The sequence below is a fragment of the Streptomyces sp. H27-H1 genome, from assembly GCF_026627445.1.
GTDB lineage: Bacteria > Actinomycetota > Actinomycetes > Streptomycetales > Streptomycetaceae > Streptomyces.
On sequence record NZ_JAPNLJ010000020.1, the window covers coordinates 87,049 to 106,766 of the forward strand.

Consider the following 19,718-nt stretch of genomic DNA (forward strand, 5'->3'; position numbering starts at 1 on the left):
CCGCCTGCCCCGACTTCGCCACTTCACGCAAGTGGATCGAATGAGGGGCGGGGACGGTCCTGGCGCTGCTACCAGCGATACCAGCGACCGCTGCTGTTCTTCGGGCGAGCAACGAATCCGATCAGCCACAGGATCAGGACGGCGATCGCCACCCACCAGAGAATCTTCACCGCGAAACCCGCACCGAAGAGGATCAGGACCAACAGAAGAACAAGAAGCAGGGGAACCATAGTTATCAACCTCCGCAGCACCATCTGCCCGACCGAACCCATGTCATGCATTCGAATTCCCTTTGCTTCGCCTACTGACGGCTGGGCAGAAGAACTCGCCGGCGCCTACGCCGGGGTCAGTCGGACGTCCGGCGCAGGACCAGACTGACGAACCCCCAGGTGTCCCGGTACACGCGCAGCCATTCGCCGCGGCGGAGCGTGGCCGTCTCGAGCACCTGCGCGCTGTCCGGATCGGCAGGGTGGTCCAACGCCCACGAGGCCAGCGACCCCCAGCAGGCCCACTCGTAGTCGTCCAGCTCACGGCGCGTGCTGACATGCCCGTGGACGGGGGTCCAGCCGTCGGCGACGACGCGGTCCAGGGTGGTCGCCAGATCGGCGAACTCCCCGAGCATCTCGACGGCTTCCCGCGACGGCTCCCGATCCCAGAACCCGTCACCGATCAGAACGTGCCCGCCCGGAGCCAGGTGCCCCCGCGCCGCCGCGAGGGTGGGCAGCAGTCCGCCGAAGGCATGCGTGGACCCGACGCTGAGTACCAGGTCGAACGAGTGCGGGGAACGGAACTCCGCAGCCTCCTGATGATGCAGTGCGAGCCGCCCTTGCAGCCCCAGACGGTCCGCGGACTCGCGCGCCCGCAGAAGGGCGTCCTCGGAGATGTCCACGCCTTCGGCGTGCAGCTCGGGATGCGCGGCCAGGGCGCGCAGAAGCCATTCCGCGCCCCCGCACCCCAGGTCGAGCACCCGCTCGTCGCCCCGCGGGGCACCACGCTCCAGCAGCAGTCGTACCGAGTCGTCGTCGATCGGAGACTTGATCGGATGGTCGGCGTGGGCGAGTTCGGAGATCTGTTCACGGTTCATCCGCGCAGCCTGCCAGCGCCGAAGCCCGTAGGCACCTCGATTTCTCCTCAGGACGGACCGCTTGGTGTGAAGCCCCGGACCTGGTGGGTGTGGGGCCTGGAATCTCATGGTGTGCTTCTAGTCGGTGGGTCCCGAAGGCCGCCGCGGCCACCGCGGCGGCCTTCGGGACCGTCCCCGTGGTGAGCGGACTGTGCGCCCGCGGCGCGGACCTCGGTGCGGCGGCTCCGGTCAGCGTGCTGTGCGCGGGGCTGCTCGTCTCTCCGTACCTGCTCGTGGCGCCGGAGGGACTGGCGGCCCCGCCCGCGGTCGCACTGGTCGGCCGGCTCGGCCTGGGCACCACCGCGCTCGGCTACCTGCTGTTCACCCGGGGCGTCGCAGGGCTGTGCGCCGCCCCACTTCTTACCTCGACCATCTACCGGCCCCGGTCACGCAGCGGCTCCCGCCCTTACGCTCCGCCCGCGCGAGCCCCGACGTCCGGACGGGCGTCCGCGACCCCGTCCTCCAGCAGCCCGGCGTGAAGCCGGGTGAGGGTGCGGGCCAGCAGTCGGGACACGTGCATCTGGGACAGGCCCATGCGCTCGCCGATCTCCGACTGGGTCAGCTCCTGGCCGAAACGCAGGGAGAGCATCAGCCGTTCGCGTTCGGGCAGCTCGGCGAGGAGCGGTTTGAGCGACTCCAGGCATTCGATGCGGTCGTACGCCGACTCCTCGTCGGCCAGCGCGGACTGGTTCGCGTACGTCTCGTCGTCTTCCTGGACGGGCGCGTCCAGCGAGCGGGCTGAGTAGCCCTGGGCTGCCAGCCGGCCCTCGGCCAGCTGCTCCCGGTCGATCCCGAGCCGCTCGGCGATTTCCTCGTCGGTGGGGGTGTGGCCGAGGTCCTGTTCCAGGGCGTCGTACGCCTTCGCCGTGTCGAGGCGCAGTTCCTGCAGCCTTCGTGGCACCCGCACGGCCCAGCTGGTGTCGCGGAAGAAGCGCTTGATCTCGCCGGTGATGGTCGGCATCGCGAAGGTGGTGAATTCCACGCCGCGCTCCGGGTCGAACCGGTTGATGGCCTTGATGAGGCCCACCGTGCCGACCTGGATGATGTCCTCCACGGGTTCGCTGCGGTGACGGAAACGGCGCGCCGCGTATTTCACCAGGCTGAGGTTGAGCTCGACCAGGGTGTTACGGACGTACGAGTACTCCGGGCTGCCCTCTTCGAGCTCCGTCAGCCGGCGCAGCAGCGCGACCGACAGATGCCTCGCGTCCGCGGTGCTCACCCCGAGCAGGTCCTCAGGGATGGGCGCCGTCTCCGCGTCGGGACAGGCATCTACGCTGGTCAGGCTGGGTGTAGCAACCGTCCGGATCATGTGCCGCTCCTCCGACGGGACGTCTCCACGTGCGCGGACGCACCGCGGGGACGTCGTGAGTCGTCCCTAAAGGTCTACCCGCACGGCCGCTCGTGTACCCCTGTCGACGACACGGCCGCGGTCGGGCCGCAGCCTTGGGTGTTCCTCCGAAGATCAGTGAGGGACGGGTACGGCCGGAGTCCCGGGGCAGCCGCCGTGTATCGACAAGCAGCCGCTGCGTGTCTACAAAAGGCTGGATCCGCCCCTGGCGGACTTCGAACGAGCCGGACGAAATTTCATCGAAGGAATCGCAAGAACCGAAAGAACCGAACGATTCGGAGGACCTGGTGCCCAGTACTGCTGTACTGCTCTGACCGCGGGAGTGGTTCCCGGACGGCTCATCGCCCTCCCCGGCGTCTACCGGCCGCAGGCCGACACGCTCCTGCTCGCCAACGCCCTCGCCCAGGAGGAACTGGGACCGACGACGGAGGTGATGGAGATCGGCACGGGTACCGGCGCTCTCGCCCTGTGCGCGGCGGACGCCGGGGCACGGGTCACCGCCGTGGACGTCTCCTGGCCCTCCGTGATCGCGGCACGGATCAACGCCGTGCGCTGGCGGCTGCCCTTGCGCGTCCTGCACGGGGATTTCGCCACCCGCACCCGGGGGCGCCGGTTCGACCTCGTCCTCGCAAATCCGCCGTACGTGCCGTCCCCGCGCGCCGGCCTGCCCTCCCGCGGGGCCGCCCGCGCATGGGACGCCGGCCCGGACGGGCGTGAGGTCATCGACCGGATCTGCTCGAGCGCCCCGTCCCTGCTGCGCCCGGGCGGAGTCCTGCTGATGGTGCACTCGGCGATGTGTGAGCCCGCGGCCACGGTGGCGCGGCTGCAAGCCGAAGGATTCAGCGCAGGGGTGACGGCACGGGCCCGCGTTCCGTGGGGTCCGGTCCTGAGGTCGCGGCGCGAGTGGCTGCAGAGCCGAGGCCTGGCCGAAGCCGGTGAGCAACGGGAAGAGCTGGTGGTCATCCGTGCCCAGTACTCCTGAACGGGCTCCGTCCACGCCCGACCCGTCCACGCCCGACCCGTCCACGCCCGACCCGTCCAGGCCCGACTCGTCCAGGCCCGACCCGTCCACACCCGCCTCGTCCAGGCCCGCCCCCTCCCGGCACCGCAGTGGACCGGGCTCCTCGGCCCGCCGCGGCGACGCGGACCCGCAGGGCCCGATCCTGGCCGAGGGACCGGTGGAGGTCATCCTCGACGACGGCTCCGTCGCCCGCTCCGACCGCTTCGTCGTCGCCGTGTGCACCTGCCGGCGCAGCCGCTCGTACCCGTGGTGCGACACGAGCCACCGCCCCCGGGTGGCGGCCCCGGCGGCCCCGCCCCGGCCCGACGAGCCGGACGAGCCTTCCGACGCGCCCCCGCGGGACAGGAGCACCCGATGACCACCACAGCCGCCACGAGCACGGGACCCCGTCTCGCGGAGGGGCGGGGCGAGCTGTCGCAGGCGGTCCTCGACTCCCTGCGCGAAGGCCGCCCGCCCACGTACGCCCCCAGGTCCATCCTGACGGCCGACCCGTGGGGCGAGGACGTCCAGCTCGCTCTCTACCTGCTCTACGAACTCCACTACCGGGGCTTCCACGGCGTGGACGACGATCGCGAATGGGACCCGGACCTGCTGCGCCTGCGGCGGGAGCTGGAAACCCGTTTCGTACACGCCCTGCGCACCGAGGTGCCGGACACCGCCCAGTCGGTCGAAGAGGCGTTCGCCCCCCTGCTCGTCGAACCGATCGACCTGACGGGAAGCGTCAGCCACCACCTCGAAACCGAGGGCGAGCTCTGGCAGCTGCGCGAGTACGCGACCCTGCGCTCCCTCTACCACCTGAAGGAAGCGGACCCGCACGCGTGGGTCATCCCGAGGCTGACCGGCCGGGCGAAGGCGGGCATGGTCGCGATCGAGTACGACGAATTCGGGGCCGGGCACGCGACCGAGATCCACGCGCGGCTCTTCGCCGACCTCATGGACGGCCTGGGCCTCGATCACACCTACGGCGCGTACGTGGACCACGCCCCGGCGCCGCTGCTCGCCACCGTCAACCTCATGTCCCTGTTCGGCCTGCACCGGGCCCGGCGCGGGGAGCTCGTCGGCCACTTCGCCTGCCTGGAAGTCACCTCCTCACCCGGTTCGCGCCGCTTGGCCAAGGCGATGAAGCGCTGCGCGGCGGGCCCGGCCGCGGAACGCTTCTACCTCGAGCACGTCGAGGCCGACGCCGTCCACGAACAGGTCGTACGGCGCGAAGTCATCGGCGGCCTCCTCGCGGACGAGCCCCACCTCGAAGCCGACATCGCCTTCGGCTGCAACGCGACCGTCTACTTGGAGGACCGCCTGGACGCCCACCTGCGCGAGGCATGGGGGCAGGGCCGCTCCGCCTTGCGCGCGATCCCGCCGGCCCCCGCCGCGGCCCGCCCCGGCGACGGCGGCTGACGGGGAGGCGGTCATGGACCTGGACGGCTTCACCGACGCGCTCGACTACCCCGTGTACGTGGTGACGGCCGCGGCGGACGGGGAGCGGGCGGGCTGCCTGGTGGGCTTCGCCTCGCAATGCTCGATCGATCCGCCCCGCTTCATGGTCTGGCTCTCCAAGGCCAACCGGACCTACCGCATCGCCCGCCGGGGCTCCTTCCTGGGGGTGCACGCCCTGCGCGGCGGACAGGACGGGGTGGCGGAACTGTTCGGCGGGGAGAGCGGCGACGACACCGACAAGTTCGCCGGAATCGAGTGGACGGCGAAACGGGGCGGAACCCCGGTACTCACCGATTGCTGCGCCTGGTTCATCGGCCGGGTGGCGGAGCACATCGACGCCGGTGACCACGTCGGCTTCCTGCTGGTGCCCGTCGAGGTGGGTCCTCCCGGCCCGGTACGGCCGAGCCTGGTCAGGTTCAGCGACGTCGCGGACCTCTCGCCCGGTCACCCGGCGTGAGCGGGGGCGGGGCGGGGCCCCGTCGCACGCTGTGTCCCGCTCGGGCCTGCGCGTCCTGGAGCGTCACCGCTGGAGCGTCACTGCTGGGGCGTCACCACGGTGAAGAGGGCCCCCTCGGGATCGGCGAGGACGATCCACCGGCTCGTGGTGGACGTGTGTACGGGGGAGGCGGCCCTGCCGCCCAGCCCCGTGGCGGCCTCGACCGTGCCTTCGAGGTCGGGTACGTGGAAGTGAACGTGCCAGCGGGGGCGGACCTCCGGGTCCGGGGCCGCTTCGAGCGCGCCGCCGCTGATGCGGGCGACGGTGCCGTGGCCGTGGCGCAGGACGACGTGGTCGTGCTCGTAGGAGACGGTGCAGCTGCCGGGGCGCTCGCTGTCCCAGTCGAGGACCTCTCCGTAGAAGATGGCGGCGGCGAACGCGTCCCGGGTCCGCAGTTCCAGCCAGGCCGGGGCGTTTCCACGGCCCATCGACCAGTCGGGGACCGCCTCGCCGTGCCAGAACCCGAAGACGGCCCCGGCGGGGTCCGCGGCCAGCGCGGCCCGTCCGCTGCCGAAGGCCAGGGGACCGACGGCCATGGTCGCGCCGCGCTCCCGGATCCGTGCGGAGGTCGCGTCGGCGTCCTCGACCGCGAAGTACGGCGTCCACACCGCCGGCATCCGTACCGCCGCGGTGAGCGCGCCGAGGCCCGCGACGGGGGCCCCGCCCTTGAAGGCGACCAGGACGCCCTTCCCGAGGTGGGTGGGGCGGAAATCCCAGCCGAGCACGGCGCTGTAGAACCGCTGCGCTGATTCGAGGTCCCGCGCGAGCAGGCTGACCCAGCAGGGGACACCGGGGATCTCGTGGCTCGACGTAGACACAGCTGCCAGCCTCATCTGCCGCTCACGTGGGACGGGACCCTTCCACGGTAGACCTGGCGGCGGCGTCCGGCCCGCAGGCGCGGGACCGATTCGGCGGGGCCCGCCGACGGCCGGGGGCTCCGCCTCGGCGCGCCGGGGCGGAAACGGCCTCGTAGGCTGGACGGATGCGCCACCACGATCTCGTCGTCATCGGTGCGGGTTCCGGCAACGCCGTCATCGACGATTCGTTCGCCGGGCTCGACGTGGCCATCGTGGAGGAGCGGTGGTTCGGCGGAACCTGCCTCAATGCCGGATGCATCCCGAGAAAGATGCTCGCCTACACCGCGCACGTAGCCCGCACCGTCAGGGAAGCCGGGCACTACGACGTGGACGCCGTACCGGGAGCAGTGCGCTGGCGCGAGATGCGCGACCGGGTCTTCGGCCGGCTGGACGCCGAGCGGGAGCAGGGCCGCCGGGGGCGTCGGGACGAGGATTCGGTCACCGTGTACGAGGCCAGGGCCCGGTTCACCGGCCCGAGGACCCTGCGGATCGACCGGGCGGAGGGGGCTCTCGACGTCAGCGCCGACCAGATCGTCATCGCGGTGGGCGGTCGTCCCCTGGTGCCGGGGCCTGCCGCGGACTCGGATCTGCCCTACGAGACGTCCGACACCGTCATGCGCATCGATGCTCCACCCCGGCGCCTGACGATCCTCGGCGGCGGGTACATCGCCGTCGAGCTGGCCGAGGTGTTCGCCGCGGCGGGATCCTCCGTCACCGTCGTGGAGAAGGAGGACCGCCTGCTCGGCCCGCTGGACGAGACGATCGCGGAGCGGTTCACGGAGCTGGCCGCATCCCGCCACGACCTCAGGCTGGGCCGGGAACTCACGGCGGTCGGTGGTCGGCCCGGCGCGCTTCGGCTGACCCTGGACGACGGATCCACGGTGGGGCGGACATGCTGCTGGTCGCCGTGGGCCGCGTCCCGAACAGCGACCGGCTGAGCCTCGAACCGGCCGGCATCGACACGCACGACGACGGCCGGGTGATCGTCGACGCCTACCAGCGCACCACCGCGGAAGGCGTCTTCGCGCTCGGCGACGTCTCCTCGCCGACGGCGCTGAAGCACGTGGCCAACCGCGAGGCGGAGTTCGTCGCGCACAACCTGCGCCACCCCGACGGCCTCGTCGCGGCCGACCACGACTTGGTGCCGGCGGCGGTCTTCACCAGCCCGCAGATCGCCTCGGTCGGCGCCACCGAGCAGGAGTGCCGGGACAAAGGGCTGGACTACCTGGTGGGCAGTGCCCGTTACGGCGACGTCGCCTACGGCTGGGCGATGGAGGACACCACCGGCTTCTGCAAGGTGCTCGCCGAGCCCGGCACCGGAAAGCTCCTCGGAGCCCACCTGATGGGACCGCAGGCGTCCGCGCTCATCCAGCCCCTCGTCGTGGCGGCGACCCTCGGCATCGACGCCGCCACCCTCGCCGGGTCGCCGTACTGGATCCATCCCGCGCTCACCGAGGTCGTGGAGAACGCCCTCCTCGACCTCGGCCTCTGAGCGCCCCGGCCTCCGGACGTGCACGGTGGTATCGGGATGTAGGGGCGCCGCCGGGCACGTTTCAACCGGGCCGAAGCGGTAAGGCGCCCGATATGACGCGAATCGGGTACACGATGATGACCGAGCAGGCCGGGCCGCGGGAACTCGTGGGCCATGTGGTGGGGGCGGAGCGCGCGGGCTTCGACTTCTCCGTCATCTCCGACCACTCCTTCCCCTGGCTGGCCTCCCAGGGCCACGCGCCCTACGCGTGGAGCGTCCTGGGCGCCGCCGCGCAGGCCACCACCCGGATCCCGCTCATGACGTACGTGACCTGCCCGACGTTCCGCTACCACCCCGCGGTGATCGCCCAGAAGGCGGCGACGATGCAGCTCCTGTCCCAGGGGCGCTTCCGGCTGGGGCTGGGCTCGGGCGAGAACCTGAACGAGCACATCGTCGGCGCGGGCTGGCCTGCCGCGCACGTCCGCCTGGAGATGCTCGAAGAAGCCGTGGGGATCATCCGCTCCCTGCTCGCGGGCGGGTCCGTCACCCACCACGGCGCCCACTTCGATGTGGACAACGCCAAACTGTGGGACCTCCCCGACGATCCGCCGCCGATCGGGATCGCGGCCTCCGGCGACCGCTCCTGCGAGATCGCGGGCAGGTACGGCGATCTGCTCATCGCGACCGAGCCCGAGCGGGATCTCCTGACCGCGTTCGGCGCGTACGGAGGCTCCGGCAAGCCGAGCGTCGGTCAGCTCGCGGTCTGCTACGACACCGACCGCGACGCGGCCATGGCGCGTGCGCACGACCAGTTCCGCTGGTCGGTCGCCGGCTGGAAGGTCAACGCGGAGCTCCCCGGCCCGGCCGGCTTCGAACAGGCCTCGCAGTACACCAGGCCCGAGGACGTCGCGGACGCCATCCCGTGCGGAGACGACGTAGAGGACTTCGTCGGCGCGGTATGCCCCTACATCGACGCGGGATTCACGGAGGTCGCCCTGATCCAGATCGGCGGCGGCCACCAAGAGGCCTTCCTCGACTGGGCCGAGGCGAAGCTGCTCCCTGCCCTGCGGGGCTGACGGGAGCGGGAGAGGGTGCCGCCGACCCGATCGGAACCGCTCGTACGCGCCGCTCGCGCCGCCCGGGGTGTCAGTGGGCGCGGATGCGCAGGGCGAGCAGGACGGTGTCGTCCTCCCCCTCCCGGTTGGTGGCGATGTCGGCGAGGGACCGCAGCAGTGTCTCCAGTGGAACGTCCGGCGGTTGGGCGGCGAGCCGGCGGGCGACGCGGTCGATGTTCTCCTCGATGTCCCGTCCCCGCTCCTCGACGAGTCCGTCGGTGTACAGCACCAGCGTGCTGCCCGGTGCCAGGAGACGGGTCTCGCAACTGCGGGGCCCCGGAGACAAGGAGGGGTGCAACAGCACGTCGTGCGGCGTGAGCTGTTCGACAGCGCAGCCCGGGGTGGCGAGGAGCGGGGGAGGGTGTCCGGCGTTGCTCCACTTCAGGAGCCAGTGGCCGTCGGCCTCGGGACGGAGGTGGGCATGGACGAGGGTGCCGCCGACCGGAAGGTCCAGCCGTCGGCAGGCCCGCTCCAGGGCGCTGAGGACTTGTTCCGGGCCCTTCCCGGGGTGGTCGTGGTCGGCTTGCCGCAGCATGCTGCGGACCTGGCCCATGAGCGCGGCGGCCCGTATGTCGTGCCCGGCGATGTCGGCGACGGTCACGGCCAGTGCCCCCGTGGCACCCTCGCCCGGAGTTCCGGGCAGGGGGTAGGCGTCGTACCAGTCGCCGCCGACCATGTCGTCCTGCGCGGCCGGCCAGTACAGGGCGGCCAGTTCCAGACCGGGTACGTCGGGCAGCTCGGTCAGCAGGGCCTGCTGGAGCTCGCGGGCGGCGCTGACGCGTTCGTCGAGGTGGAGTGCGCGCTCGACGGCCTGGGCGGCGTACCCGGCGATCGTGGTCAAAATCGCCCGCTCCGCCACGTCGATGCGGTACGGGCTGCTCCAGCCCAGGACGAGCGTTCCGAGGGTGCCGCGCGTTCCGCGCAGCGGGAGGCAGGCGGCGGCGCGCAGGTCCAGGGCGTCGAATCCGGCCACGGCCTCCGGGCCGTACGCGGCGGCGAGTTCGGCGCGGTCGTTGATGACGATCATGCGGTTCTCGCGCACCGCCCGGGCGGTGGGCCAGTTCGGGCCGAGGGCGTAGTGCTCGGGGACGTCCTCGAAGGGCATGTCTCCGTCGATCGGATCGGCGACCCGGTGCAGCATGCCCTGACGGAGCAGGGCCATACCGATGTACGACGGTTTCAGGTCCCCGCTGACCAGCTCTCCCACCTGGCGGCGGACATCGTCCAGGCCCCTGGTGTCGGCCAGGTCCTCGGATGCCCGCAGCAGCAGCTGCGAGCGGTCGAGCAGCGTCTGCATGCGGGTGGCTTCGCCTTCGGCCGCGTTCGCCGCCCTTTCCGCGTCCTCCCGGGCCTGGAGTGCCGCGCCCGAGCGCATGCGCGTACGGATCTGGGCGCTGCAGGCACCCGCGAGGTCCGTCAGGTCCCGCGCCTCGTCCGCGCCCCAGGCGCGACGGGCGACGTCCGTCACCGCGAGCACGCCCAGGAACTCTCCCGCGCTGCCCACGAGGGGCACACCGGCGAAGGAGAAGGCGAGGGGGCCGTCCCCGGCCACCGGCAGGAACAGGGGCTGTCCGAGCTCCGCGACCTGTCGACACCGATCCAGCACGGCCGGCGCGACGGGCAGCTCGGCAGGCCAGCACTCGGGAGCCGCCCCGGCCGTCTCGCCGGGAGCGTTCAGCCATACGAGCCCCTGCGGGGCCGACAGCAGACGAGTGGCCAGCCGGGCGAACCGGTTCAACCTGCTTCCTCTCCACGGAGCCGCAAGCACCGGGCCGTACCCGCTGCCACCCTCTGCGCGGAAGGGGCATCACGGAACCGGGACCGGAATTCGAAAGTGCGATCCTCACAACTCTAATCCGACGCGACGCCACCGGGCACTGCGACCGTCAGGGCATGCGCCGAGCTCGCCCGCGACCCTCCCTTTGTCGGCTCGACCTGCGTAGTTTCCCCGCTCCCGGGCGGCTGCGCCCGGCTGCGGCGACATGGGGGAGAGCGATGAGGGGCATACCCAGGACAAGCACCACCAACACCACACGTGCGGCACGCACCGGACAGCCGTGGGCCGACGAGATCACCCGCCGGGTCATCCGGCCCCTGCCCCCGGCGCAGCTCGCGCAGATGATGACCGACCTGAACCCCACCGGGGCCGGAGCTCCCGGCTCCGCACTCCCCGGCGTGCCCTGCGACCCGGCCCGGGCCGGGCCCGAGTGCATCGTCAACCCGGCCATCAGCACGGTCAGTTCGGGAGACAAGGCCACGCCCGGCTACTGGTACGCCGGCCGCCCCTGGAAGGCCGTCCAGGCCGACTGCGGTCTCGGGCTCACCCGCCGCACGATCACCTGCTCGGACGGCTCCACCGTGGTCCTGTACGGGCACAACGGCGGCGGGTTCGGCTCGCTGAGCTGCCTCTACTCCACGGCGGACGGCAGCCCCCTGGCCCATCCGGCCCCATCCGCCACCGCCAGGGCCGGATGGGCCACGGCTCGGGGGTGCGCGGCCGCGTCGCCGCCGGCACCGGTAGGGCTCCTGCCATCGTGGGCCACCGCGTTCCGTCTTCCCGGGAGGTACCTCCGTGTCCCGACGTCCGTACGGCCACTTCGGCCGGTCCCGTCCGTCGCTGCGCCTGGCTGCCGCCACCGCCGTGTGCGGCGCCCTGCTCGCGGTCTCCGTGCAGCCCGCGCAGGCCGGTGCGGGCCGAAATCCGCCGCCCGGCGCCGACCTCCACCAGGAGCTGCGGGAGCTGGTGGAGAGGCCCGACGGTCCCCCCGGGGTCATCGCCGTCCTGCGCGACGGCGACCGTACCCAGACCTACCGGGCGGGCGTGGCCGACGTGGAGAACGGCCGGCCGCCCAGGGCGACGGACCACATGCGGATCGCCAGTGTCGCCAAGGCCTTCACGGGAGCGGTGGCCCTGGGTCTCGTAGACCGAGGGCGGCTGCACCTGGACGACACGGTGGGCGAGGTGCTGCCCGGACAGCCGGCCGCGTGGCATCGGGTGACGCTGCGGCAACTCCTCAATCACACCAGCGGATTGCCCGACTACTCGGCCTCCCCGGGATTTCTCGAGATCGTCTCCGCGGACCCCCGCCACCGCTTCGATTCCCGGCGTCTGCTGGACTTCGTGGCCGACGAGGGCCTCGCATTCCGGCCGGGCAGCCGCTACCAGTACTCCAACTCCGACAACATCGCCGTCGCCCTCATGGCCGAGGCCGCCACCGGACGCCGGTACGAGACGCTGCTGCGCGAGCTCGTCTACGAGCCGCTGGGCATGGGCGCCACGAGCCTGCCCCAGGGATACCGGCTGCCCACGCCCTTCCTCCACGGCTACCAGATCGACCCGCAGGAGGGGCCCGTCGACGTCAGCGAGGCCGTGGGCGCCTCGGGAGCCTGGGCGGCCGGGGGCATCGTCTCGACCCCGAAGGACCTGACCGCCTTCATCCGGGGCTACGCGGGCGGCGCCCTCATCTCGGAGCGCACCCGACGCCAGCAGTTCACCTTCATCCCCGGCGCCCTGTCCCAGCCCCCCGGGCCCGGCCGCACCGAAGCGGGCCTGGCGATCTACCGCTACACCACGCGCTGCGGAGCCGTGTACGGCCACACCGGCAACACGGCCGGCTATACGCAGCTGGCGGCGGCCACGGCGGACGGCCGGCGCTCGCTGACCTTCTCGATCACCACGCAGACCTCCCTCACCAACAACCCCGACCTGCTCGCACAGGTCCGGGACGTCCAGGAGGACTTCGTCTGCGCCCTGCTGCACAAGTGATACCGGCGGTCGCCCGGGCCGGTTTCCCGCAGGTGCGCGGTTCACACCGATGGGGGAAGCTGGGAATACCGCGGCGGTGCCGGCTGCGGGCAGAGGGTCGAGAAAGGTCTTCCGTGAACGTTTCATCAGGTGGCCGCCCCGCACACGCATCCCGGCGCAGGGTGCGGGCGGCCACCCTGCTGTGCACGGCGGCGGCGATGGCGGCCGCCGTGATCCCGGCCTCCGCGCAGACCGGTGGAACGGCCTCGGCCCGGATTCCGGCTCCACAGGATCCGGTCGTGGTCGTCGACTGCTCCTCGCAGGCCCACATGCGCCCGGGGGAGTACCTCCTGGCCTGTGGAGACGGGAACAACCGTCTCGTCGACCTCCGCTGGGAGACCTGGGGTTCGAGCACCGCGACGGCCACCGGCACCGACATGGTGAACGACTGCCGCCCGTACTGCGCGGCCGGCCGGTTCCGCGCCTACCCGGTCACGGTGACCCTGGGCAATCCGCAGGTCTGGCCCGAGCACCCCGACGTCCGGCGCTTCACCACGATCCGCGTCCTCTACACCGACACCGCACCGGACCCGGTCCCCAAGGACGTGACCTACAAGCTCGTGTACTGACGCGGGCGGCCGGGGCCCCGTCAGCCGAGTGATCGCCCGTTCCGGGCCCCCGGGCGTCCCACGGGTTACCGTCGGCGGCATGGACGGTGATCGACAAGGGTGGCGCCAGTGTTCGCTCGTAGCAGCGGTGTTCGCCGTGTGCATGGCCGGCACCACGCTGCCGACTCCCCTCTACGGCCTCTACCAGCAGAAGTTCGGCTTCTCCGAACTGATGGTGACCGTGGTGTACGCCGTGTACGCCTTCGGGGTCATCGGTGTGCTGCTGCTGGCCGGCAACGCCTCCGACGCCGTGGGCCGGCGTCCGGTGCTGCTGGCGGGGCTCGGGTTCTCGGCGGCGAGCGCCGTCTGCTTCCTGTGCGCCGACGGGATGACCTGGCTGTACGCGGGACGACTGTTGTCGGGCCTGTCCGCGGGCCTGTTCACCGGAGCCGCCACGGCCTACGTGATGGAGCTGGCCCCGCCCGGAGGCGCCTCGCGGGCCACGTTCGTCGCGACGGCCGCCAACATGGGCGGGCTCGGCTGCGGTCCGCTGCTCGCCGGGCTGCTCGCGCAGTACGCCTCCTGGCCGCTGTACCTGCCGTTCGCGGTGCACCTCGCGCTGGTGGCCGGCGCGGCCGTCGTCGTGCTGCTGCTTTCGGAGACAGTGCGTGAGCGGCGTCGGCTGAGCACCGTACGACCGCAGCGGCCCGGTCTGCCCCGGCAGGTGCGGGCGGTGTTCGGGCCCGCGGCGATCGCCTCGTTCGTGGGGTTCGCCCTCTTCGGAGTGTTCACGTCCGTCAGCCCGGCGTTCCTCGCGCAGTCCCTGGGCGTGCACAACCGCGCCGTGAGCGGCCTGGTCGTCGCGCTGGCCTTCTTCGCGTCGATCGCCGGGCAGCTGGCGGCCGGCCGGGTCGGGGCGGGGCGCTCGCTGCCGTTGGGGTGCGCCGTGCTCTTCGCCGGCCTGGCGCTGCTCGCCGGCGGGCTGCGGTGGGACCTGCTGGCGCTGGTGGTGCTGAGCGCCCTGGTCGGCGGTCTCGGGCAGGGGCTGACGTTTCGCGGGGCGCTGTCCGCGGTGGCCGATGCCTCACCCGCGGACCAGCGGGCGGCCGTGATCTCCACGCTGTTCCTGGTGGCGTACGTGGGCATCTCGGTGCCGGTGATCGGGGTGGGCCTGCTGGAGGGCCACCTCGGGCTGGAGGGTGCGGGGCTGGTGTTCATCGCGTGCATGGCGGTGCTCGTCCTGGCCGCGGCCGCCTACCTGCTCAGGCGCCCGGCACGGGCCTGCGGGAACTGAGCGGGCGAGCCCGGCGGAGCGGGCCACCGGCGGAGCGGGCCACCGGCGGGCGGGGGCGCCGGACCGGTGGCGCCGACCCGGCCGTCCGGGCCGGGTGCCCGCCGGGTCTCACGCGCTGCCGGCGGCCGTCGGGTACGCCACCTCGGCAATGGTGTTCGGGACCGCCCAAGGGCGGTCCTGCTCGAAGGTGCGGAGCAGGTCCGCCGCGACGCTCACCGCGATCGTGGCGGGCTCCTTGCCCGTGATCCCGGTCAGGCCGATCGGGGTCGTGATCCGGTCGATGGCGGCTGCGTCGTGACCGCCCTCGGTGGCCAGCCGCTGCCGGAACCGCGACCACTTCGCGGAGGAGCCGATCAGACCGATCGAGCCGAGACCGGCGGTACGCAGGGCGGCGTCGCACAGCGCGGCGTCCTCGGCGTGGTCGTGGGTCATGATCAGGACGTGGGTGCCGGGCGGCAGCTCCCCGAGCACCGCCTCCGGAAGCAGGGGAGTGTGGTGCACGTGGACCTGCGCCACCGCATCGACAAGCACGCCGAGCCGCTCGTCGGTGAGCATGTCGGGGCGGGAGTCGACCAGGTGCAGGTCGAGGTCGTGGCGCGCCAGGATGCGCGCCAGTTCCAGCCCGACGTGCCCGACGCCGAAGACGGCCACCGCCTGGACCACCGGCAGCGGTTCGAGCAGCACGGTGACGGCTCCGCCGCAGCACTGCACGCCGTGCCGGCCGGTGACCTTGTCGTTCAGGGCGAACTCCATGAGCTCCGGCTCCGGATCGGCCGCGCCGTTCAGCTCGCGCGCCCGGTCGATGGCGACGGCCTCGATGTTGCCGCCGCCGATCGAACCCCAGGTTCCGGTCGGGCCCACGACGAGTTTGGCACCGGCCCGGCGGGGCGCGTGGCCGCGCACGGTCGCGACGGTCACGAGCACACCGGGTTCCCGGCGCGCTCGCAACCGCGCGACCGCGGCCATCCAGCCCATGTCAGACATTGCTCAAAGCGCTTGCGTCCGCGGGGACGACCCCGCCGGCGTCGGACGCGTGCCCTCCGTACCGGGCGCCGGCCTCGCGGACTCCTTCGATCGCCCAGTACACCGCCTCCGGCGTGGCAGGCGAGGCGAGTTCCACGCTGATCCCGGCGGGCCCGAACTCCGCGGCAGCCTGCCGCAATGCCTCCCGCACCGAGAAGGCCAGCATCAACGGGGGTTCACCGACCGCCTTGGACCCGTAGACCGCGCCCTCCTCGGTGGCGTTCTCCAGCAGCCTGACGTTGAATTCCTCGGGCATCTCCGAGAAGCTCGGCAGCTTGTACGTGCTCGCGGCCTGGGTCAACAGGCGGCCGCGGTTCGGCCCGTCGCCGGAGTCCCAGCGCATGTCCTCGAGCGTCAGCCAGCCCGCGCCCTGCACGAAACCGCCCTCGACCTGACCGATGTCGATCATCGGGGAGAGGCTGTCGCCGACATCGTGGACGATGTCCACCCGCCGGATGCGGTACGCACCGGTGAAACCGTCCACCTCCACCTCGGTCGCGGCGGCGCCGTAGGAGAAGTACTTGAACGGCGAGCCGTGGAACGCCTTCGCGTCCCAGTGCAGCCCCTCGGTCCGGTAGAAACCGGCCGCCGACAGCTGGACCCGCTGGAAGTACGCGGTGCGCACCAGGTCGTCCCAGGCCAGTTCCTTGTCGCTGCCGAAGGCGCGCGCGACTCCCTCGACGATGCGCACGTCCGAAGCGTTCGTACCCAGCTGGGTGCCGGCCACCTGGAGCAGCCGTTCGCGGATCTGCTCGCAGGCGTTCTTCACCGCCGCGCCGTTGAGGTCCGCCCCGGCACTGGCGGCGGTGGCGGAGGTGTTGGGCACCTTGTCGGTACGCGTCGGGGCCAGCCGTACCTTGTGCATCGGGATGCCCAGCGTGGTCGCGGCCACCTGCAGCATCTTGGTGTGCAGGCCCTGCCCCATCTCGGTGCCGCCGTGGTTGATCAGGACGGAGCCGTCCTTGTAGACCAGCACCAGCGCACCGGCCTGGTTGAAGGCGGTGAGGTTGAAGGAGATCCCGAACTTGATCCCGGTGAGCGCGAGGGCCCGCTTGGTGTCGGGGTGCGAGGCGTTGAAGGCCGCGATCTCCCGCTTGCGCTCGGCGATCGCGGCGTCTTCCTGAACCTGCCGCCAGATGACGGAGATGCGTTCGGGGTGGGGGACCGGCTGTCCGTACGGGGTCGAGTGGCCCTGCCGGTAGAAGTTGCGCTCGCGCAGCTCCATCGGATCCAGGCCGAGCAGCGGCGCGCACCGGCCCATGACGTCCTCGATCACCAGCATGCCCTGCGGTCCGCCGAAGCCGCGGAAGGCCGTGTTGGAGACCTTGTTGGTCTTGGCGATGCGCCCGGCGACCCGTGCGTTGGGAATCCAGTAGGTGTTGTCGATGTGACACAGGGCGCGGGCCACCACGGGCTCGGACAGGTCCAGGCTCCAGCCGCCGTCGGCGGTCAAGGTGGCGTCCAGGGCCTGGATGCGCCCCTCGGTGTCGAAGCCGATCTTCCACGTGGCGTGGAAACCGTGGCGCTTGCCGGACATGGTCAGGTCCTGGGTCCGGTTGAGCCGCACCCGGACCGGCCGGCCGGTGAGCCGGGCGCCGAGCGCGGCGACGGCCGCGAACCCGTGCGGCTGCATCTCCTTGCCGCCGAAGCCGCCACCCATCCGCAGACATTGCACGGTCACCTCGTGGCTGTGCAGGCCGAGTACGTGCGCGACGATCTCCTGCGTCTCCGAGGGATGCTGGGTGCTGCTCTGGACGAACATCTGCCCGTTCTCGTCGACGAGGGCGAGCGCGGCGTGCGTTTCGAGATAGAAGTGTTCCTGATCGGAGAACTGGAACTCACCGGTGAACACGTGCGCGGAGTCGGCGAAGCCGGCGTCGACGTCACCGGTCACCATCAGGGGCCGGGCGCCGTGGAAGCTCTCGGTCTCGATCGCTTCCCGCAGTGTGATCACGGAGGGCTCTTCGTCGAGTTCCACCTCGACGGCCGCCGCACCGAGCCGGGCCGCCTCCAGGCTCTCGCCCAGTACCCAGGCGACCGCGTGGCCATGGAACATGACCGTGTCGGGGAACAGCGGCTCGTCGTGCTTCATCCCGGCGTCGTTGACGCCGGGTACGTCGGCCCCCGTCAGTACGCGGACCACACCGGGCACGGCGAGCGCGGGCTCGGTGCGCAGCGCCGTGATCCTGCCGTGGGCCTTCATGACCTGGACGGGGTAGGCGTGCAGTACGTCCTTGGTGCGGTGGACCAGGTCGTCGGTGTAGAGCGCCGCGCCGGTGACGTGCAGACCGGCACTCTCGTGCGGCATCGAGATTCCGACGACGGGCTTTTCGGGACGCTCGGACAAATGGCTCATGACGACACCGCCTCGGTGGTCTGTGCGTACAGCTTGAGCAGGCTCTGGCCGAGCATCGCGGAGCGGTAGCCGGCGCTGGCACGGTGGTCGTCCATCGGCGTGCCCTCGGCCCGCAGGACCCGGGCCGCGGCCTCGACGGTCTGCGCCGTCCACGCCCTGCCCTCCAGGGCCGCCTCGGTGGTGAGGGCGCGAATCGGGGTGGCGGCCACGCCGCCCAGGCCGATGCGTGCCTTGCGGACGGTCCCGTCCTCGATGTCGAGCGCGAAGGCGACCGCCACGCTGGAGATGTCGTCGAAGCGCCGCTTGGCGATCTTGTGGAAGGCCGTGACCGGCGACAGCGGCAGCGGGATGCGCACCGCGCGGATCAGCTCGCCGGGACGGCGCACGCTCTGCCGGTAGCCGGTGAAGTAGTCGGCCAGGGGGACCTGGCGCTCGCCGTCGGCGTCGGCCAGCAGCAGTGAGGCCTCCAGCGCGAGCAGCACCGGGGGGCTGTCACCGATGGGGGAGCCGGTACCCAGGTTGCCGCCGAGGGTCGCGCTGTTGCGGATGAGCCGGGACGCGAACTGCGGGAACAGCTCGGCCAGGAGCGGGACGCTGCCGTCGAGGCGGCGTTCGATCTCGGTGAGCGTCTGCGCCGCCCCGATCTCGATGTGACCGGATTCGACGCGCAGCTCCCGCAGTTCGGGCAGCCGGTCGACCGCGACCACGCAACTCGCCCGACGGGAGCGGATGTTCACCTCGACACCCCAGTCGGTGCTGCCCGCGACCACCACCGCCTCGGGCCGCTCGCGCAGCAGCCGCACCGTTTCCGCCAGGGTGCCCGGCCGCAGGAACGCGCTGCCGTCCTGGGCGTATTCGGTGGCGGCCGCCTCGGGCGGTGACTGCTCGCGGCGCCGCGCCAGGACGTCGTCCTCGGGGGGCGAACCGACGGCGAACGCGGCATCGCGGATCGGGCGGTATCCGGTGCAGCGGCACAGGTTTCCGCTCAGCGCGTGCAGGTCGAAACCGTTCGGACCGTGCTCGGAGCCGGAGCCGGAGCCGGACTCGGACTCGGAAGCGGCGTCGGGGGCGTCGGCCGAGTGCGCGCAGCGGTCGGGCCGGTAGTACTCGGAGGCCATGCTGCAGATGAACCCCGGTGTGCAGTAACCGCATTGGGAGCCGCCGCGGACGGCCATCTCCTCCTGTACGGGGTGCAACGCGGTCGGTGCGCCGGATGCGTCGACGGTGGCGAGGCCTTCGGAGGTGACGACCTCCTGGCCGTCGAGCGCCGCGGCCGGAACCAGGCAGGCGTTGACCGCCACCCAGTCGGTGGGCTTGTTCACCCCGGGCCGGGCCACGAGGACCGAGCAGGCGCCGCATTCACCCTCGGCGCAGCCCTCCTTCGTGCCGGTGAGGCCGCGGTCGCGCAGGAAATCCAGCACCGTGGTGTGGGCTGCGGCCGGTGAGATCGGTGTCTCTTTCCCGTTGACCGTGATCCGCGCCGCTACCACGGCGCGTCCCCGTTCCGGGGCGCGGTCGATCGGACAGTCCTAGTCGCCATTTCAGGAGCTTTCTCGTTCAGGGGTCGCAGCTCAATAACCCGGAGCGCGACAAATCGGCACGCGGAGAGGTGCCGTAAGTGGTGACAGAGGTGGTGACACAGGTACTGGAAAGGTTCCGGGGCCGCGATCGGGCACGCCGGGAAGAGGGCTGGTCAGCAGCCGTGCGCTACACGACCCGGAGCCCAGGCGGTCTGGTGCGCGAGGCGAAGCGGTACGGAGATGGTCGACATCCGGCTTCGTCTCCTTCCAGGGGGCTCACGAGTTGGTGCGGTCGAAGTTACGT

19 protein-coding genes are annotated in these 19,718 nt (G+C 71.8%); 11 read left to right on the plus strand and 8 right to left on the minus strand.

Features of this window, described 5'->3' with window-relative positions:
* Window positions 1-68: 68 nt before the first annotated feature.
* Both OTB20_RS22440 and OTB20_RS22445 read right to left on the minus strand, forming a co-directional pair.
* Complete coding sequence (locus OTB20_RS22440) at window positions 69-230, minus strand: hydrophobic protein (RefSeq protein WP_267820112.1); 162 nt, start codon at window positions 228-230, stop codon at window positions 69-71.
* Window positions 231-346: 116 nt separating this feature from the next.
* Window positions 347-1,084: an SAM-dependent methyltransferase gene (locus OTB20_RS22445; RefSeq protein ID WP_267820029.1), complete on the minus strand. Its 738-nt coding sequence runs from the start codon at window positions 1,082-1,084 to the stop codon at window positions 347-349.
* Window positions 1,085-1,263: 179 nt separating this feature from the next.
* Here OTB20_RS22445 and OTB20_RS22450 point away from each other — a divergent pair, with 179 nt between their 5' ends.
* A complete protein-coding gene (locus OTB20_RS22450; RefSeq protein WP_267820031.1) occupies window positions 1,264-1,602 on the plus strand; it encodes a hypothetical protein in 339 nt (112 codons plus the stop codon).
* Here OTB20_RS22450 and OTB20_RS22455 read toward each other — a convergent pair.
* Entirely contained in the window at window positions 1,530-2,432 is a 903-nt protein-coding gene (locus OTB20_RS22455) for a SigB/SigF/SigG family RNA polymerase sigma factor (protein WP_267820033.1), read from the minus strand. The two genes, OTB20_RS22450 and OTB20_RS22455, sit on opposite strands and share 73 nt — an antisense overlap.
* A gap of 361 nt (window positions 2,433-2,793) precedes the next feature.
* Here OTB20_RS22455 and OTB20_RS22460 point away from each other — a divergent pair, with 361 nt between their 5' ends.
* The 4 genes from OTB20_RS22460 to OTB20_RS22475 are packed head-to-tail and all read left to right on the plus strand — an operon-like array spanning window position 2,794 to window position 5,386.
* On the plus strand, window positions 2,794-3,453 hold the full coding sequence (locus OTB20_RS22460) for a HemK2/MTQ2 family protein methyltransferase (RefSeq protein WP_267820034.1): 660 nt from the start codon (window positions 2,794-2,796) through the stop codon (window positions 3,451-3,453).
* Window positions 3,437-3,850, plus strand: coding sequence for a CDGSH iron-sulfur domain-containing protein (locus OTB20_RS42825; RefSeq protein WP_420716460.1), 414 nt, complete (start codon window positions 3,437-3,439; stop codon window positions 3,848-3,850). The genes OTB20_RS22460 and OTB20_RS42825 overlap by 17 nt, the downstream gene beginning before the upstream one ends.
* On the plus strand, window positions 3,847-4,890 hold the full coding sequence (locus tag OTB20_RS22470) for an iron-containing redox enzyme family protein (RefSeq protein ID WP_267820036.1): 1,044 nt from the start codon (window positions 3,847-3,849) through the stop codon (window positions 4,888-4,890). The genes OTB20_RS42825 and OTB20_RS22470 overlap by 4 nt, the downstream gene beginning before the upstream one ends.
* Before the next feature lie 13 nt (window positions 4,891-4,903).
* Window positions 4,904-5,386, plus strand: a complete 483-nt coding sequence (locus OTB20_RS22475; RefSeq protein WP_267820037.1) for a flavin reductase family protein — start codon at window positions 4,904-4,906, stop codon at window positions 5,384-5,386.
* Between the two features lie 77 nt (window positions 5,387-5,463).
* Here the strand turns inward: OTB20_RS22475 and OTB20_RS22480 are convergent, their stop codons facing one another.
* Complete coding sequence (locus OTB20_RS22480) at window positions 5,464-6,243, minus strand: VOC family protein (RefSeq protein ID WP_420716461.1); 780 nt, start codon at window positions 6,241-6,243, stop codon at window positions 5,464-5,466.
* Window positions 6,244-6,407: 164 nt separating this feature from the next.
* Here OTB20_RS22480 and OTB20_RS22485 point away from each other — a divergent pair, with 164 nt between their 5' ends.
* The 3 genes from OTB20_RS22485 (at window position 6,408) to OTB20_RS22495 (ending at window position 8,829) form a co-directional block, all read left to right on the plus strand.
* Window positions 6,408-7,220, plus strand: coding sequence for an FAD-dependent oxidoreductase (locus OTB20_RS22485; RefSeq protein ID WP_267820040.1), 813 nt, complete (start codon window positions 6,408-6,410; stop codon window positions 7,218-7,220).
* Complete coding sequence (locus tag OTB20_RS22490; protein WP_267820042.1) at window positions 7,175-7,774, plus strand: FAD-dependent oxidoreductase; 600 nt, start codon at window positions 7,175-7,177, stop codon at window positions 7,772-7,774. Before OTB20_RS22485 ends, OTB20_RS22490 begins: the two co-directional genes overlap by 46 nt.
* A gap of 92 nt (window positions 7,775-7,866) precedes the next feature.
* On the plus strand, window positions 7,867-8,829 hold the full coding sequence (locus OTB20_RS22495; protein WP_267820043.1) for an LLM class F420-dependent oxidoreductase: 963 nt from the start codon (window positions 7,867-7,869) through the stop codon (window positions 8,827-8,829).
* 70 nt (window positions 8,830-8,899) lie between these two features.
* Here OTB20_RS22495 and OTB20_RS22500 read toward each other — a convergent pair whose 3' ends face one another.
* On the minus strand, window positions 8,900-10,606 hold the full coding sequence (locus tag OTB20_RS22500) for a PP2C family protein-serine/threonine phosphatase (protein WP_267820044.1): 1,707 nt from the start codon (window positions 10,604-10,606) through the stop codon (window positions 8,900-8,902).
* An 834-nt stretch (window positions 10,607-11,440) separates the two neighbouring features.
* Here OTB20_RS22500 and OTB20_RS22505 point away from each other — a divergent pair.
* The 3 genes from OTB20_RS22505 (at window position 11,441) to OTB20_RS22515 (ending at window position 14,515) form a co-directional block, all read left to right on the plus strand.
* The gene (locus OTB20_RS22505; RefSeq protein ID WP_420716462.1) at window positions 11,441-12,634 is read left to right on the plus strand and encodes a serine hydrolase domain-containing protein; all 1,194 of its coding nucleotides are present in this window, start codon (window positions 11,441-11,443) and stop codon (window positions 12,632-12,634) included.
* A gap of 113 nt (window positions 12,635-12,747) precedes the next feature.
* Window positions 12,748-13,242, plus strand: coding sequence for a hypothetical protein (locus OTB20_RS22510; RefSeq protein WP_267820046.1), 495 nt, complete (start codon window positions 12,748-12,750; stop codon window positions 13,240-13,242).
* 79 nt (window positions 13,243-13,321) lie between these two features.
* Window positions 13,322-14,515, plus strand: a complete 1,194-nt coding sequence (locus tag OTB20_RS22515) for an MFS transporter (RefSeq protein ID WP_267820048.1) — start codon at window positions 13,322-13,324, stop codon at window positions 14,513-14,515.
* A gap of 108 nt (window positions 14,516-14,623) precedes the next feature.
* Here OTB20_RS22515 and xdhC read toward each other — a convergent pair whose 3' ends face one another.
* From xdhC to OTB20_RS22530, 3 genes are read right to left on the minus strand one after another with little or no spacing between them, the layout of a single operon-like run.
* Window positions 14,624-15,490: a xanthine dehydrogenase accessory protein XdhC gene (xdhC, locus tag OTB20_RS22520; protein WP_267820116.1), complete on the minus strand. Its 867-nt coding sequence runs from the start codon at window positions 15,488-15,490 to the stop codon at window positions 14,624-14,626.
* Window position 15,491: 1 nt separating this feature from the next.
* The gene (gene xdhB / locus OTB20_RS22525; RefSeq protein ID WP_267820050.1) at window positions 15,492-17,894 is read right to left on the minus strand and encodes a xanthine dehydrogenase molybdopterin binding subunit; all 2,403 of its coding nucleotides are present in this window, start codon (window positions 17,892-17,894) and stop codon (window positions 15,492-15,494) included.
* A complete protein-coding gene (locus tag OTB20_RS22530; RefSeq protein ID WP_267820052.1) occupies window positions 17,891-19,384 on the minus strand; it encodes a xanthine dehydrogenase small subunit in 1,494 nt (497 codons plus the stop codon). Before OTB20_RS22530 ends, xdhB begins: the two co-directional genes overlap by 4 nt.
* Between the last annotated feature and the right edge of the window lie 334 nt (window positions 19,385-19,718).

Coding starts and splice junctions, on each gene's coding strand:
- OTB20_RS22440 (WP_267820112.1), bottom strand. CDS start 230: ATGGTTCCCCTGCTTCTTGTTCTTCTGTTGGTCCTGATCCTCTTCGGT.
- OTB20_RS22495 (WP_267820043.1), top strand. CDS start 7,867: ATGACGCGAATCGGGTACACGATGATGACCGAGCAGGCCGGGCCGCGG.
- OTB20_RS22490 (WP_267820042.1), top strand. CDS start 7,175: ATGCTGCTGGTCGCCGTGGGCCGCGTCCCGAACAGCGACCGGCTGAGC.
- OTB20_RS22455 (WP_267820033.1), bottom strand. CDS start 2,432: ATGATCCGGACGGTTGCTACACCCAGCCTGACCAGCGTAGATGCCTGT.
- OTB20_RS22470 (WP_267820036.1), top strand. CDS start 3,847: ATGACCACCACAGCCGCCACGAGCACGGGACCCCGTCTCGCGGAGGGG.
- OTB20_RS22515 (WP_267820048.1), top strand. CDS start 13,322: ATGGACGGTGATCGACAAGGGTGGCGCCAGTGTTCGCTCGTAGCAGCG.
- OTB20_RS22475 (WP_267820037.1), top strand. CDS start 4,904: ATGGACCTGGACGGCTTCACCGACGCGCTCGACTACCCCGTGTACGTG.
- OTB20_RS22485 (WP_267820040.1), top strand. CDS start 6,408: ATGCGCCACCACGATCTCGTCGTCATCGGTGCGGGTTCCGGCAACGCC.
- OTB20_RS22445 (WP_267820029.1), bottom strand. CDS start 1,084: ATGAACCGTGAACAGATCTCCGAACTCGCCCACGCCGACCATCCGATC.
- xdhB (WP_267820050.1), bottom strand. CDS start 17,894: ATGAGCCATTTGTCCGAGCGTCCCGAAAAGCCCGTCGTCGGAATCTCG.
- xdhC (WP_267820116.1), bottom strand. CDS start 15,490: ATGGGCTGGATGGCCGCGGTCGCGCGGTTGCGAGCGCGCCGGGAACCC.